Origin of the sequence: Bacillus cereus group sp. TH152-1LC (genome assembly GCF_027710505.1) — a bacterium.
Lineage (GTDB): Bacteria > Bacillota > Bacilli > Bacillales > Bacillaceae_G > Bacillus_A > Bacillus_A mobilis.
In genome coordinates this window covers 66,495-82,170 of the sequence record NZ_JAQFNK010000021.1, presented here as the reverse complement: position 1 = coordinate 82,170, position 15,676 = coordinate 66,495, and the positions used below count along the sequence as shown (strand labels likewise).

The window sequence follows — 15,676 nt, the reverse complement described above, 5'->3', positions numbered from 1 at the left end:
GTTGGTGATTGGTTTAGGTGTAAACTTCCCATCTCTTGCCTAAGGAGATTTTCTAAATGCCCTTATGGGCGCACTTGAAGTTCTTCTACCGTTTTAATAGCAAAAACTTCCCTCTTCTTTCGGATTGGAGGACCATACTTATTTAAATTCTTCATTAATGAAAAATACCTTGGAGGCTTTGGCTGCCCGGTCAATAAAGTCGATACAAAATCTCCTTCTTCATTACACTGAAATGCCCAATTGAACATCTTTTCATAACCTAAGGTAGAAGTTGGAATTGCTCCTAATGCTTTTCCACATGCGCTTCCTGCACCATGTGATGGCCATATTTGCAAATAATCAGGAAGTATTTTTATTTTTTGTATAGAATCAAATAATTGTTTCGCTCCAATTGTTGCAGTATCTTTCATACCTACAGCAGTTTCTAATAAATCCGGTCTTCCTATATCTCCTACAAATATAAAATCACCTGTGAATATTCCCATAGGCTTATCATTCGTATAATTATTTTGACTAGTATCAGTTACTAAAAAAGAAATACTTTCAGGCGTATGCCCTGGGGTGTGAATTACATTAAATTTTATATGACCTATTTTAAACTCTGTGCCCTCTCTAACCAATTTGTATCGGCCTTCATTAAGATATTGATATTTCCAATCACAATCTCCTTCATCAGATACATATAGCTTTGCATGATAAAGATTAGAAAGTTCCCTAGACCCAGAAAGAAAATCTGCATGAATGTGAGTTTCAGCCGCAGCAATTACTTCCATCCCCTCTTTCTTAGCAAATTCTATATATTGTTCTATATAGCGACCTGGATCAATTACAATTGCTACGCCTTCCTTCTGACAACCAACTAAATAAGAAGCATGCGCTAATTTTTCATCATAAAAATATTTTAAAAGCATAGCTATTCCCTCCATATAGTTATTTCAAATTACTTTTCAATCTTTTTAGCCATTTTCTCTCTTCCCTTATAGGATCCCTTTCAACATGAAGTTCCAATACATATAGGGCAACATATATCTTTTAAGTAAAAACATACTATACCGTTCTTTCGCTTGATTGAACGGAAATGTTTCTTGAGGCTCATGTTCATAGTTGAATTCGGCGAGTATAAGGCTTTTATATCCTGTAATAATCGGACAAGATGTATACCCATCATATTTAGCCTGTATATCTCTTCCGTTAAGTACGTCCATAATATTTTGTTTTAAGACCGGTATTTGTTTTCGAATTGCTGCTCCAGTTTTAGAGGTCGGTAAATTGGTACAATCTCCAAGTCCGAAAATATTCTTATACTTTACATGCTGCAAAGTATAAGGGCTTATATCTACCCAACCCTGATGATCACTTATCTTGCTCTCTTTAAGAAAATTAGATGGCCCCATAGGTGGAACAACATGGATCATACCATATGGTACTGTTTCTCTTTTTAGTGTTTGCGTATCTTCAAAAATTGCTTCTTTCTTCTCCGCGATAATTTCTACTAAGTTTTTATTATAATTTGTTATTATTTGCTTTCTTTCTAACACTTGTTCTAATGTATTAGCATAACGTGGAACCTGAAATATGTTAGCGTTAGCCGTGTAAAACATTACTTTACTTTTGTTCCTTACACCGCTATTACAAAAATACTCTTCTGCTAAATACATAATCTTTTGTGGAGCACCACCGCATTTAATAGGAGTATTGGGGTGGGTAAAAACCGCATTTCCTCCTTTAAATTTTTCAATTTCTCTCCAAGTAGAATCAACATATTTATAAGAGTAATTGCTACAAACCCCATTAGTCCCAATAGACTTCTTCAAGCCTTTAATACCATCCCAATTTATTTGTATACCGGCTGCTACAATAAGAATTTCATACTCAAGCAGCAGTCCATCATCTAAAAGTAGCTTATTTTCTTCCGGAAACAACTTAACGACACTATTAGGAATCCACGTTGCACCTTTTGGAATAAGCTCTTCTTGATCACGCATCGTACTTTCCTTTGAAACAATTCCTCCCCCCACTAAACTCCATAGTGGTTGGAAATAATGTTTTTTTGATGGATCAATAATTGCTATACTTTCTTTTAATAGAGGTACATTTCGTAACAAATGTGCAGTAGAAGATATTCCTGCAGTCCCAGCACCAATTACAATAATTTTATAACTATCCCTGGTCTTCATTATCCTCTTCCCATCTAAATTTGATTTTTAAAATCACTAATACATAACCTTATTTTCTTGTAGTAACATTATTATAAGTTAAAAACACCATCCTTTTATCTGACTTAAATGAAAATTTTGTTAATTTTACCATCAATATTACTTTATGCATAAATCCTCTACGCTACTTCCGTATTTCATATTTTTCAATACTAGCCTTTACTACAGTTTCTCTCTACGCTCAAAGCTATCTTTAAAGACCCATGTAATTTCATATGTAAAAAAGCCCCTTTTTTATCTAAAGGAGGCTAAGGATTATTCTTATTAAGCTAACACTTTGAGGTGTCGCTAAAAAAACCCATATAACTACTACCATTATTTATGCGAATTCAGGTCATTTTTTTCGTTTCGAGTAACAATGAATTTCTTAACTTGATGGTGATGTGGTGATACCCTGAAATACAAAAATATCCTTCAAAAAGGAAAGGTGCCAATGCACCTTTCTTTTTTAATTCACTTGTACTCTCGTCAGCATCCAAAATTCCTTCTGAATCACTTTAATGAATCATTGTACGGACCTAATTGCTTTTTAGAAAAGTAATGAATTGTCTCCTTACTTTTCAGTAACATATTTCCTTTTATAATTAAAAAATAGGTAGCTACTAGAAAATAGATTGTCCCTAATATCCAATCCAAATTTGTTGCTAAATTGTGTAAAAGAACATATCTCATATATGCATAACCAATCGGAACATGTAGCAATACAACCGCACCTAATCCTGGGTTGTATATTGTTTTAGCTTTTATATTCGCAAAAATACCATGCCATATGAATTGAAAAAATCCCATTAAAATAGGTGCCAACCCAAGCCATATGATATTTGGAAAGAAAAACGGAAGTAAATAAAAAACATACGCAATCAAAATATTTATTACCATAGCAGATTGTGTATTTAATGGATAGCGATCTGGTATATCACTTTTAAATATAACTACATTAAACAGACCAGCGAAATAACCTGGCCAACGATACTCTTCAAATTGATGCACTAAAATGGCTACAAAGCTTAACGCTAACAGTACCTTTATTTCACTCATTTTTCCAAAATTCGCGATTAAATAACCTAAAACAACAATAGCCATAACTAACCCTACATCACACCATTGCTTTCTAAAGAAACTAATCATCTCTATCACCCACTATCTCAATTTTTATAAAAATAGCGTTCAAATAGGAAATCAATTTGCTTTTCTACAGGCTGTATTCTTATATCTGCCCCTGATTCAAGAATTGGCATCATTAATGCTGGAAGAAAAATGGATCCGAATATTTGCACCGTCATCATCATTAAAATTTCCTGATCCGTTTCATTTGTTATTTCACTCAATATATTCTTCACTTTACTAAAACCGAGCCTCTTCAAAAAATCTCCATATTCGTATTGAGATGTAAATACCGTAGTTCCCATTGCAATAATTTTCCTAACTAACTCGGGGTATTGCCGAATTACTATTACATAATCAAGTAAAAATATTTTTAATCTTTCTTTTGCTGGCACTTTAATATCATCTAAAATAGAAAAAGTGTCTTGAAAGCTAATTAATAATATTTTAATTGTTTCACTAATCAATTTTTCTTTTGAGCCAAAATGGTAATTTATAAGCGCAATATTAGTATCTGACAATGCCGCAATTTTTCTTATTGTTACACTTTCAAAGCCTTTGTCTTTAATTAACTCTAATGTTGTATTTAAAATCTTTTCTTTCGTAGATATGTTTTCATTTCCACTCAACTTATCTCCTCCTCTAAAATTCATCAGTTAAACAACGTTTTAAACATCGTTTAATTGATGGTATCACCTTCAATTTTTAATATCAATTTAAACCTTTCGACATTTCCGATTACCTATTCTTTTTTTATCTTTGTTATTAAAGTTTATATATACATTCAAGAACGTCTTTGTTGTTTTCCAGTCCCTTCATAATGTGAGCAGTCGGTAATTTTAATAATTGAACTGTTGTATAAACAATCAAATCGATTAACATTATTTTCCTTCACTAAAAAAGATGAACACAATTTTTTATACATCATATTTGTTGGTATCTAGTGTATTACTGTGACCTAACTAGGAATCAATCCCCTTGTTGTAGATTTTATTTTATTATTAATAATTACAGTATGTGAAATTATTAATAATAAAATAAAAAAAGCTCCCCTGAAAGGAGCTCCTTACCTTACAAAACATTTAAGAAATCATTCTATTACCAGCTCTACTTAAGATTTGGAGCATGGTTATAACTTATTCCCCCCTGTTTGTTACGATAAATCGTCGATGACTATTCTTTTTCTGTGTATTATTTCAAGCTCTTTAGATGTTTTCTTTTTGTGAAATTCACCTCAAAACAAATTAACTAGATAAAAAAACATAAAGTAACAATGCAGCTGCTTCTTGTCGTTTCATACTTTGTTTTGATAGATAATCTGCTGATCCATCTTCATTATATATAACCTCAGGCCCTACTAAACGATGACCTACAATGTTTTTCACGGATTCTATTGCCCATTCATCAGTGTCTCCCTTTAATGTTGCATCTGCAGATGGCGCTCCTAACATTTTTAAATACTGCCAGGTAATCCATGCTGCTTCTTGTCTAGTAATTGCACGGTTTGGATGAAATTGTTCCCCTTCTTTTTCATATAAAATACCAATCTCATATAACTTTTGAATATGAGGTGCATACGGATGATTTTTCACATCCGAAAATACTGGTTCTTTTTTTGAAGGTGGCGTAAAGTAAGCAATTTGAGATAACCAATATGCAAATTCTGCCCGTGTAAGAGAAGATTCTGGATTGAAATTCCCCTCCTTATTTGCTTGTAATACCTCGTATTGATGTAAAGGATTTATAAACTTAGCATACGGATGATTTTCATCTACGTCTTTAAATCTCTCGGGCTCACTTAACTTCACCGCTGAGCTGCCAGAGTTCCAATGTATCATTTCTTTCACAGTACCATCTTTGTGAAGTTTAAATGCCATATAATTCCCTTTTTCATCCTCAAATAGTAAAGGGTCTATTTGTTTTATCTCCTGTTTACCATATACTTTATCACTTACATATAACTTTCCTTCACTTATGTTTACATGTGACATTAGGTTTTTTAATCTCAAATCACGGTAAACACCTTCAAATTTCTTTAATTCTTCTTCATTAGGGGTTAAATATTCAGGCTTTGTTTTATCTGGAAAATAGTGATTCATAAAATCATCAAATACTTCAACAGGAAGTGCCGAACTATCTTTATTTGTAACTACAAAAACTCCAATTTTATGCTCTGGAATTAACCACATTAAAGATGAAAAACCTGGTATATTTCCCCCTTTACCGAACACATATTGCCCATTATGGCTTTGCGGTGAAAAGAACTCAAACCCATATGTCATATTAGGGTATTTGGGATGTAAAGCAAATTTTGTTTTTTGCATATCTTCTACGGTTTCTTTTTGTAGTATTTGGTTATTTTTAAATTTACCATCATTCAATTGAGCGATCATAAAATTGCCTACATCACTTCCTGTAGAAAACATACTCCCTTGTGGCATATCTGTTGGTCTTGTTTGATAAAATGGAATGGCATTACCTTTAGCGTCATATCCTGTTGCAAGCTTTTCTTTAATAAAATTAGTCATAACAAAACTGCTATTATGCATTTCTAAAGGGTAAAAAATATTCTTGGCCATATATTTGTAAAAAGGTGTGTTTGTCAGACTTTGAACAATATACCCTTGAAGCATAGAAGCAAAATTATCATATGTATATGTATCTCCTGGCTTTCTCACTACTGTGGGCATATTATCTTCTACATAATCTTTAAGCATAGTATAATCATTCTCTTGATAATGGATATCCTCTGGTCTAGGATCTACGTAATCAAAACCTGTTGTATGGGTAAGTAAATGTTCCATTGTAACTGGTTCACCCATTTTATTTTGATACTTTAATCCCCCCATATAATTTACTATATCTTTATTTATATCAATTTTACCTTGTTCAACTAACTGCATGACAGCACTAGCAGTAAAAACTTTTGATATTGACGCTAATCGAAAAACTGTTTTTTTAGGATCGATGGGAGTATTCTTTTCTTTATCGGAAAATCCGAATCCCTTTTGATATAAAATTTGATTATCCTTTACAACGACAAGAGCTACACCAGCTGCGTTTTCTTTTTTCATTTTCTCTGGAATTACTTTATTGGTAAATGCTTCTACATCTTTAGGATTTAATGTTATAGGTTCAACAGTTTCGGCTTTTGAATAATTGCTCCCCAGAAAAAATAACAAAAAACATATACTTACAGCTACTAACCTTTGAAAATAAATTTTCATTCCTCTATTCCTATTACCCAAATTAACTCCCCCTTTAATACTAGATTATTGATTATACATCTATAGTTTAACCAACCACATTCTACCATTTCATCGGTATTTTTTCTAATTTTATTTCAATTCTGTTATTTATTAACTTTTCTCTTTTAGAAGTAGTCTATATATTATTAGGTCTTAGTTATAGAAAATGCTAGACAGTCTTTAATATAGGACTTCCCAGCAGTTTTTTCATAACGTCCTACTTAAAGAAAACACCCATCGTTTATAATCAATAAAAATTGGCTATTTGGTGATGCGAGTACTATTAATGATCGATCTAATTTTTTTGAGAAGTTAGATAGAATTAAAAGGTAGACCTACTGCATTATTTACTGGAAAAGATTACGGATATGGAGTGAAGATGCCCTAATTGGCATCTTCACTCCATATCCAGCAAGAAATCTTATAGTATGCTAATATTTAGATATTGATATTAGGAGGATTTAGATGATGAAGAAATCAGTATTAGCAGTTGGTTTATCTGTTGTAATGTTAGCAGCGTGCGGCGAAAAAGAAATAGTTCAAAAGGAGCAACCAAAAACACAATTAACAACGGCGAAAACAGAACAACTAAAAGATGAGCAGACACGAATGGTGAAAAGTGTTGAACGTAGAACCAAGGAGATTATAGAATATTTCGGTGGTATTGTAACAGTGGTTGAATTAAATAAAGAAAATAACTTGTATGTCTTATATGTTTTCGTTGATAAAACAGCATTGTCAAATGCTGACGAAGGCCTACGGAAAAATTTTGGCTATAGAACAAGAACAAAGTTAAAAGACGCCGTTGCACAGAGTGGCTTGCAAGAATACGACAAAACAACCATAAGATACTTTACATCAGATGGTAAAACAGAAATCGAATTTGAATAAGCACTCACGGGAGTGCTTATTATTTTTACTTGTTATTTCAAGGGACGGAAGATTGTTCCGAACTTTTGACAATTAACCAAGGTACGTAAAATTTTTACGCTCTATTCTTTCAATACATCTTAACTTTGATTCTTTCTCATTATTATAAAAGCTACCATTCTAGCAATAATAGAACTAGTTTATGGAGCAATTATTACAGGTGAAAAATCGTTCAAAAGCGTACTCCCCCTGAATCCCCCCACTTTCACTTTATTTAAAAATGAGGCATTCCTAAGTAAAGATTCTTTCAAACTCTAATTTATTTGACTATCCCCGCATCCCTTGCTGTTTGAAGCCTTATCGCTTCATTCTTTAAAATAAAAAATTGTGAAATTTTATAGCATTATGTAAGACATTTGATATCAAATATACTACATCCACTATGAAATTAGTTTATTTATAGGATTTCTATAGATAAACAAGGTACTAAATTGACTCTTAAGAAGTCATTACCATTATATTTGTCGAAAAATTGAAAAAATATGTGTAGATAGATATCATCTTAAATACATATATAATTAATTTTAATTCTCTGACATAACTCCACATAATTCTTAAACCAGCTTTTTGTGCATTATTAAATAGAATATTACACAATGTCAGTCTTTAAAAGATTATATATCAAAACTTTAAGAGAGGAAGATAAACTATGAAGATGAAAAGAAAAATCATGATGACAACAGCACTTGCAGCTACGTTAGCTACAGGTGCACTACCTTCTACATCAGTGTTTGCTGCAGAAAAAGAGGCTCCTATCCAACAAAAAGAGGCACAAATGAGTATTCAACCATTAGCACAAAATAATTTAGAAACAGCTGTTAATGCTGCCTTAAATGGTCCAGAAGTCAAAAAAATAAAAGTATTTGAGCATGAATTTAATGTAAAAGAAATAGAAGTAGTAAATCTAAGTGGAGGAAAAAAATATGTTAAAGGACAAATTTCTCATCATTTAAGTTTCCGTCCAGATGATCAATTTTATTATGAGTTTACTGTGCAAGATGGAAAAGTAGTAGATAAGCCTGTATTTAATATTGATAGAGGTGGTTGGACACCATTTGCTGCTCCGCTTTTATCAATTCTTGCTGCGTATAATGGAATTCCAGTTAATCCAAATGATTTAAATGCACTTGGTCAGCAGCTTGGGAAAGTTATAGATGGAAGCTGGGAACATGCAGCTCAATCTATCGCAACTGTAGTTAGTCTAAGTTTTAATGAGTAGAATCTTTTAATTTTTATTACCATTGTAGGGACCACTTTTCCTGAATAGACTTGTTTTAAGAAATTCCTGAAACAGCTATAAATAGATTTTTACCGCTCACTCACATAATCTTAATTTGTTAACCACCTTATCATTCATAATATGTCACAAAATAGAAGTCTTTTTAAGGCTTCTGTTTTGTTTGTATACAATACAGCAAAAAGCTTATTTTTTACCTATCTATGCTTCAATTCTTTAAAAATCCATTTGGCAAATTATCACAATAAACTAATACTATCTCAAGTTAGCTCACTACCCCTTTTTCAATTACAAAAATTCATTACATTAGGAATAGAAAACAATAAATATAGTAAAAAGCCATCTTATTATAGCTATTGTTTAAAGGTTAGGAGAGATAAAATGAACAAAATAAAAATAAAAAATTTCTTTAAAGTTAGCATCCTCACTTGTTTTACACTAGCAAGTTTAAGTACACCATCTACAATTTCAGCTGATAGTCATCCAGGTTATTCCTATGAATCCAATATAGGTTATCAAAATCCATCATGGATGTCAGAAGTAGCAGATTCAACAAAATTAAGTGAAATATCTATTCCAGGCACTCATGGTACAATGGCTTTACATGGAGCAAGTTTTCTTGATGAAAATTTAACAAGAAATCAAACTATGAGTCTATCCCAACAATTAAATTCTGGAATTCGATATGTAGATATGCGCGTTAAACGTGTAAAAGATTCTTTTGCAATGTACCATGGTATTGTCAATCAAAAAGCAGTATTTGAAGATGTATTAAAAGAAGCAATCCAATTTTTGAAAGAATATCCGACAGAAACAATTTTAATGCGCTTAAAAGAAGAAACTACTCCCGAAAGTGGATCCCTATCATTTGAGGAGATATTTTTAAAATATAAAAACGGTAATGCTTCATATTTTTGGGATCCTAATTCCGTACCAATTATAGACAGAAACAACCCTACTTTAGGAGATATCCGGGGGAAAATTGTAATCTTACAAAACTTTACATCCCCTCAATTGTACGGGATTGATTACGATGGATTGAATATTCAAGATAAATTTGAAATTGGAAGCGGACCAGACGAAATATATGAAAAATGGAATGCGATAAAAAACCATTTACAAAGTGCAAATACTAACTATAATAATGGAAAAATATATCTTAATCATTTTAGTGGTACGGGTGGTGCAGCCGCATTTTTAAATAATGTATATCCTTGGTTTGTTGCAAGCGGAAAAGAGAATAGAAATACTGATAGTAACCCTAAGTTGATTCAAACGAATTCGACTCATGCTTGGATTGATTTCCCTCGCGATAGAAATGGGCAAGTATATTATGGTGGGATGAATACACTTGGGACCGAACTCTTACAACAAGGTGGAATTAGACATTCTGGTATTATCGCAGCTGATTTTCCTGGGCCAGGTTTAATTGATAGTATCATTAAATTAAATGGTGTACATTCAAATGAAAAAGAGATATTAATTTCGCAAATTTCATCCGAATCTAGTCCTTTATCCGGACAAAAAAATCGATCCAGTCAAAACTTTAAAATTGATAGTTTACCTGCAGGTACCAAAGAATTAAAATGGGTTATTGAGCCTTCAGAAATAGATCATCATTCTACTATCTCTTTCAATGTAATGATTGATGTTTCCCTAGGTACCGATTCTATTCGTTGGAAAAATATTTCACAGGGATCTAGGACTGAAGCTTACACAAATACAAAATATTATATCGCAAGTCCAATTGGTGCCACTAAGAAATTCACTGTAAAAATATACGCTATTACAAATTAGAAAAAAAGAATCCCAATGGGATTCTTTTTTGATTTCCTTTCGTAAGCATTAGATGGAGATTGAATTTATTTCTATATCATTTAAACCATTAAAGAATTTATATTTGGAACGACCGTTTATTTCCAATGAAAAACCTAAAAATGTTAACTATATTTTCCTACTTATCATTTATTCAAAACTGGCTTCCAAAGCGATAGGGCAAAAATCCAATTTGTGTCACCATTACCTTGATAATTTTGAACTGCTTCATACACTTTTCCCTCATATACTACTCTATCACCTTTAGTATATGCTTTTCTCGCATCCCATTTTTCATATGTGGAATCCTCAGCCTTTGTTGTTACATTCAATACATCACTTCTACTAGATTCATTTCCTGCTAAATCAACCGCTGTTACTACGTATTTATACGATGTATTAGCCTTCAATTCTTTATCCATAAAGGATGTATTATCCGTTGTCCCAATTTTATTCATAACTCCAGCACTTTCTCTATATACAATATAATGGTCTACTCCTACATTATCTTCAGACGGACTCCACATCAAATCAACAGTTGTCGCTGTTGTACTCATACTATGTAATCCTTTCGGTTGAGTCGGAGCTTCTTTATCTGGGGTTTCATTTGTTGTCTTAATCTTTAGTTCTTCACTTTCTTTTGATATGTTTCCAGCCGAGTCTAATGCCTTTATTGTATAGGTATATTCCGTATTTGCCTTTAGTTTTTTATCAATAAATGTTGTACCTGGTACCGTATCAATTACTTCTCCATTGCGTAACACTTGATATTCTTTTACACCTATATTATCCGTAGAGGCCTTCCACGTTAGTGCAACACTATTGGCAGTAACTTTAGACGCACTTAAACCATTTGGTTGACTTGGAGCTACTGTATCGGGAGTTTCATTATTTACTAGATTTACATCAATTACATTATAAAACGCATTTGACGTATCTGCTACGTCCCATACAGCTAAAATAACATGATAACCATTGCGATCAGTTGGTACATTAATTGTATGTGTTAAATTATTTGATGCGGCCGAACCGTCATGTTTCACAGTTCCAATTGGTTCTAATTCAGCACGTGTTAATGGTTTATTAGGATCCCACCCCTTTTTTGTAATGTAGTAATGCCATTTACTTGTAAGATGTGCAGCTGTATATTTCCATGTAAATGTATTTTCTCCACCCTTAATCGTATTTTTGAACCAGCGATTTGATGTTTGTTGGTCAAGAACTCCTCCAAACAGTCCTCCTGCCGAAGCGATTTTCCCATCAATCGGTCCACCATCTGGAAATCCTTTAGGTGCTTCTAAACTTTGAGGTTCGTACATTATATTTCCACAATTTACATTTAATGCTCCATAATTCTGACTACATAAAGCAGCACGACTGCTTGGCTTTTCAACAAATCCATGTGCATAGGCACTTTGAGGAATCATTGTAATGGCGGTCACCCCTGCAGCTAAAATACAAGCACCAATTACCTTTTTATTTTTTCTTAATCCTTCAAATTTAGATGTTAATTTCAAATTCATTCTTGTCCCCCCAATATATTATTGTTATCGCTAATATAATAGCAATATAGAGATAAATGAACAAGATGGTGTCGCTTTAAAAGGCAATGTTGTTACACCATTATTACAAAAAGTAAATGAAGACAGTCAAATATTCAATTCTAATATTATTGCTACTCATACCAAAATAGTATATACATGGAATGAAATTAAAGAAGGATTACTTGAGGGTCAATGTGTACTGTTTATGGAGGGAGAAAAGCGGTCACTTCTAATAAATACAAAAGGTTGGGCAGAGAGAGCAATTCAAGAGCCAATTTCAGAAGTTACTATTAAAGGATCACATGATGGATTTATTGAGAACGCCACAAAAAATATAGGCCTAATTCGTCGTTATATTCCTTCTACAGAGTTGAAAATCAAAAAGCTGACGATTGGAGAACGAGCCACTTCATTAGTCTATTTAATTTACTTAGGTGATGTTGCGAGCGCAGATGTAGTCCAAGAAATAGAAACTAGAATCTGTAAAATTAAAACGGATGCGGTATTGAGCATTGGAGAACTATCTAATTATACAAAAGATCAAAATTGGACTCCTTTTCCACAGGCTTATTTAAGCGAACGTCCAGATGCGATTTCAAATCATTTACTTGATGGGAAAGTAGCAGTGATAATGGATAGATCCCCTGGTGCAATGATTGTTCCAATGAATTTAATTGGATTTTTTCAAACTCCAGATGACTATAATATACATTGGCTCATTGCATCATTTTTTCGCTTATTACGATTTGCAGGATTTATTATAGCCATTTTTTTACCGGCATTTTATATTGCTATAGTCTCTTTTCACTTTGAAATCATTCCAATAGATTTATACACTTCTATTGCAACGTCAAGAGTCAAAGTCCCTTTCTCTCCCCTATTGGAAGCTTTTATAATGGAAATTACACTCGAAATGCTACGTGAAGCTGGTATTCGCTTACCACAACCAATTGGACAAACAATTGGAATTGTTGGAGGGATTGTAATTGGGCAGGCGGCTGTTCAAGCTGGTCTTGTGAGTAACGTTATGGTTATTATCGTATCTATTACCGCCATTGCATCATTTATTGTTTCTAATTATGACTTATCAAGTTCTATACGCCTTATTCGTTTTCCAATGATGTTATTGGCATACTTTTATGGGATTGTAGGTATTGTTAGTGGATTAATGCTTTTATTTGCTCATTTTGTTTCACTAACTTCGTATGGTTCACCATACGGATTGCCAATAGCACCATTTCGGCTTCAAGAGTTAAAAGATTCTTTTGTAAGATTTCCTATTTCTATGATTACCACCCGCTCAAGTACAGGACAGCCGAAACAAAAAAAGAAAAAAGAAGGTGGTTCGCATGGGGAATCTTAAATTTCAAAACATAACTTTATTTGAATTTATTGTTTTCATCCATTCACTGCAACTTGCATCAGGTATGTTAATTATGCCAAGTCCACTTGCTACTACGGCTGGCACAGATGGTTGGATATCTATCATCCTTGGATGGATAACTACTTCTATAATCGGTGTATTTATTATTTTAATGTTACAAAAAAATCCTAACAAAAATTTCTCACAAATCTTAAAAACATACTTTGGTAAATGGGTAGGGACAATTCTTTTTCTTTTATATGCTTTTTATCTATTTTTTGTTGGCTTTAATACTTTATTAAAAGCAACTGATATTGTAAAAGTATGGATATTCCCTTCCACTCCTGCTTATCAAATCACCATATTATTACTACTACCTTTTATTATTTTGGCCCTGAGTGGGTTAAGGGCTCTTACTAGTTATTCTATGCTTGTTTTCTTCTTCACTACTTGGATGCCACTATTTCTTCTTTTTTCACTAAAGAGTAACTACAACCCTTTACATCTACTACCTATTATTAAAGATGGATTATACCCTATTGTAAAGGCAACAAAAGAAACCATTACTCCTTATGCTGGCTTAGAACTTGCATATTATATATACCCGTTCTTACAAAAAAAACAAAAAGCCATAAAAGGACTACTAATTGCGAACACTGGAACCATGTTTTTCTATCTATATGTGACTATTCTTTCTTATATATACTTTAGTCCGGAGGGGATAAAAGACGTAATCTGGCCAGTATTTCATCTGTTAAAAGGGGTTCGTTTTTCTTTTATGGAACGATTAGAAATTATATATATCGCTTACTATTTAATTGTATTTTCCACTACGATATATCCGTATTTATTTTTCAGTTTTGAATCTGTGACCATTTCACTTCAAAAAAACGCCCGTAATTGGGCGCTGCTTGCTTTTATGTTATTTATAGTTGGACTATTTATTTTCCTAAATCCCGATGTAGATCAATATTTGTTTATATATTCTCTTATGGATATCTTAAATGTCATTTTCTTTATTCTATTACCGATCTTTTTTTTCACTTACAGCATTCTTTTTGCTTGGGTTACAAGGAGGACACAACTTTGATTCGAAAATGGATATGGATTGTAATTTGTTGTGTATATATAATTGGTTGTAGTCAGAGAATTCCTCTTGAAAAGGTTTCATTAATCCTGTTAATTGGCCTGGATAGAAGCTCTAATGGAGACATAAAAGTTGGAACAAGTATACCACTCTTTCATCATAAACAGCCAAAAAGTACTATAGAACATTGGACTCAAGCACCAACTGTATATACTGGATTCAGTAAGATAGATACGAAATTAACTGGCTTTATGACAGCTTCCAAAGCTGAAATCATTTTAATTGGGAAAAAATTAGCGCAAGAGGCAAATTGGTTGCAGGAGCTTGATTCTTCTTACCGTGATCCTTACGCTACCATTAATGCTAAAGTAGTACTTGTAGATGGACCTGCAGAAGAAATCTTTAAAATTCACAAGCCTAGTAAACCATCACTTTCATCTTATATAAATGGTGTAATCGAATCCTCTATTCAAAATAACCAATCCGTCTCTTCTACAATTCAACAATTAATGAGAGAACAAAATGAAGAAGGAATGACGCAAACTGTTCCAATTATCAAAAAAACAATGAATGAAATCGACACAGTAGGAATTGCATTTTTAAATCGAAAAGGGAAATATTTAACTCATATCCCTAAAAAAGATGTTAAATTTTTCAATCTTATAAATAAGCCAAAAAGTAACGGCCGAATGATACTACATCTTGCGCTTCCCCCTAAAAAATCAAACAAAAAAACAAACACTTCTATCTTCGTACAGAACGCGACAAGGAAGGTAGATGTTACTTTTCAAAACGGAAAGTTTGTATTTAATTTCAATATACATGCTAATATAGCTTTAATAGAAAAAACCAATACGAATTTAGTTAAGGGGCACTATGATAATAAAAAAAATATAAATAATTTAAAAAGTGCTATTGAAAAAGAAATTAATAATAATTTACAAAATATATTAAATCAAATACAGCAGAATAAAATTGATCCAATCGGATTATCCCTATATGCTAGAGCCTTTCAATATAAAGAGTGGAAAAAAGTAAAAGGAGATTGGTTGCAAGCGTTAGCAGAGGCTAAAATAAATGTAAAGACACACGTCAAAATAAAAGATACTGGGACCATTAGAAATTAGATTAG

At 32.6% G+C, this 15,676-nt stretch carries 10 protein-coding genes and 2 pseudogenes; 6 read left to right on the top strand and 6 right to left on the bottom strand.

Features of this window, described 5'->3' with window-relative positions; translation table 11 throughout:
* Positions 1-74 precede the first annotated feature (74 nt).
* The 5 genes and pseudogenes from PDL00_RS28525 to PDL00_RS28505 form a co-directional block, all read right to left on the bottom strand.
* A pseudogene (locus tag PDL00_RS28525) lies at positions 75-911 on the bottom strand (MBL fold metallo-hydrolase); the annotation flags it as partial.
* 66 nt (positions 912-977) lie between these two features.
* Entirely contained in the window at positions 978-2,177 is a 1,200-nt protein-coding gene (locus PDL00_RS28520; protein ID WP_270732833.1) for an FAD/NAD(P)-binding oxidoreductase, read from the bottom strand.
* A 531-nt stretch (positions 2,178-2,708) separates the two neighbouring features.
* On the bottom strand, positions 2,709-3,344 hold the full coding sequence (locus PDL00_RS28515; protein ID WP_270732831.1) for an HXXEE domain-containing protein: 636 nt from the start codon (positions 3,342-3,344) through the stop codon (positions 2,709-2,711).
* Positions 3,345-3,361: 17 nt separating this feature from the next.
* Positions 3,362-3,949: a TetR/AcrR family transcriptional regulator gene (locus PDL00_RS28510; RefSeq protein ID WP_097863685.1), complete on the bottom strand. Its 588-nt coding sequence runs from the start codon at positions 3,947-3,949 to the stop codon at positions 3,362-3,364.
* A 615-nt stretch (positions 3,950-4,564) separates the two neighbouring features.
* On the bottom strand, positions 4,565-6,547 hold the full coding sequence (locus PDL00_RS28505; protein ID WP_333563541.1) for a serine hydrolase: 1,983 nt from the start codon (positions 6,545-6,547) through the stop codon (positions 4,565-4,567).
* A gap of 486 nt (positions 6,548-7,033) precedes the next feature.
* On the opposite strand from PDL00_RS28505, the gene PDL00_RS28500 reads away from it, so the two are divergent.
* From PDL00_RS28500 to PDL00_RS28490, 3 genes are all read left to right on the top strand, one after another.
* Positions 7,034-7,459 (top strand): hypothetical protein, encoded by a 426-nt coding sequence (locus PDL00_RS28500; protein ID WP_270732826.1) that lies wholly within the window; start codon positions 7,034-7,036, stop codon positions 7,457-7,459.
* Between the two features lie 688 nt (positions 7,460-8,147).
* Positions 8,148-8,717, top strand: coding sequence for a methyltransferase (locus PDL00_RS28495; protein WP_270732824.1), 570 nt, complete (start codon positions 8,148-8,150; stop codon positions 8,715-8,717).
* 399 nt (positions 8,718-9,116) lie between these two features.
* The gene (locus tag PDL00_RS28490; RefSeq protein ID WP_270732823.1) at positions 9,117-10,532 is read left to right on the top strand and encodes a phosphatidylinositol-specific phospholipase C; all 1,416 of its coding nucleotides are present in this window, start codon (positions 9,117-9,119) and stop codon (positions 10,530-10,532) included.
* 164 nt (positions 10,533-10,696) lie between these two features.
* Here PDL00_RS28490 and PDL00_RS28485 read toward each other — a convergent pair whose 3' ends face one another.
* Positions 10,697-12,073: a lytic polysaccharide monooxygenase gene (locus tag PDL00_RS28485; protein WP_242256791.1), complete on the bottom strand. Its 1,377-nt coding sequence runs from the start codon at positions 12,071-12,073 to the stop codon at positions 10,697-10,699.
* A 64-nt stretch (positions 12,074-12,137) separates the two neighbouring features.
* Here PDL00_RS28485 and PDL00_RS28480 point away from each other — a divergent pair.
* The 3 genes and pseudogenes from PDL00_RS28480 to PDL00_RS28470 all read left to right on the top strand — a co-directional run.
* Positions 12,138-13,457, top strand: a pseudogene (locus tag PDL00_RS28480) (spore germination protein); the annotation flags it as partial.
* Complete coding sequence (locus tag PDL00_RS28475) at positions 13,444-14,547, top strand: GerAB/ArcD/ProY family transporter (RefSeq protein WP_270732821.1); 1,104 nt, start codon at positions 13,444-13,446, stop codon at positions 14,545-14,547. The pseudogene PDL00_RS28480 and the gene PDL00_RS28475, both read left to right, overlap by 14 nt.
* A complete protein-coding gene (locus PDL00_RS28470; protein WP_270732819.1) occupies positions 14,544-15,671 on the top strand; it encodes a Ger(x)C family spore germination protein in 1,128 nt (375 codons plus the stop codon). Before PDL00_RS28475 ends, PDL00_RS28470 begins: the two co-directional genes overlap by 4 nt.
* The last annotated feature ends 5 nt before the right edge of the window (positions 15,672-15,676 follow it).

Excerpts from the sequence above, each read along its gene's own strand:
- PDL00_RS28475 (WP_270732821.1), top strand. The coding sequence starts at position 13,444 with ATGGGGAATCTTAAATTTCAAAACATAACTTTATTTGAATTTATTGTT.
- PDL00_RS28490 (WP_270732823.1), top strand. The coding sequence starts at position 9,117 with ATGAACAAAATAAAAATAAAAAATTTCTTTAAAGTTAGCATCCTCACT.
- PDL00_RS28515 (WP_270732831.1), bottom strand. The coding sequence starts at position 3,344 with ATGATTAGTTTCTTTAGAAAGCAATGGTGTGATGTAGGGTTAGTTATG.
- PDL00_RS28485 (WP_242256791.1), bottom strand. The coding sequence starts at position 12,073 with ATGAATTTGAAATTAACATCTAAATTTGAAGGATTAAGAAAAAATAAA.
- PDL00_RS28500 (WP_270732826.1), top strand. The coding sequence starts at position 7,034 with ATGATGAAGAAATCAGTATTAGCAGTTGGTTTATCTGTTGTAATGTTA.
- PDL00_RS28495 (WP_270732824.1), top strand. The coding sequence starts at position 8,148 with ATGAAGATGAAAAGAAAAATCATGATGACAACAGCACTTGCAGCTACG.
- PDL00_RS28505 (WP_333563541.1), bottom strand. The coding sequence starts at position 6,547 with ATGAAAATTTATTTTCAAAGGTTAGTAGCTGTAAGTATATGTTTTTTG.
- PDL00_RS28520 (WP_270732833.1), bottom strand. The coding sequence starts at position 2,177 with ATGAAGACCAGGGATAGTTATAAAATTATTGTAATTGGTGCTGGGACT.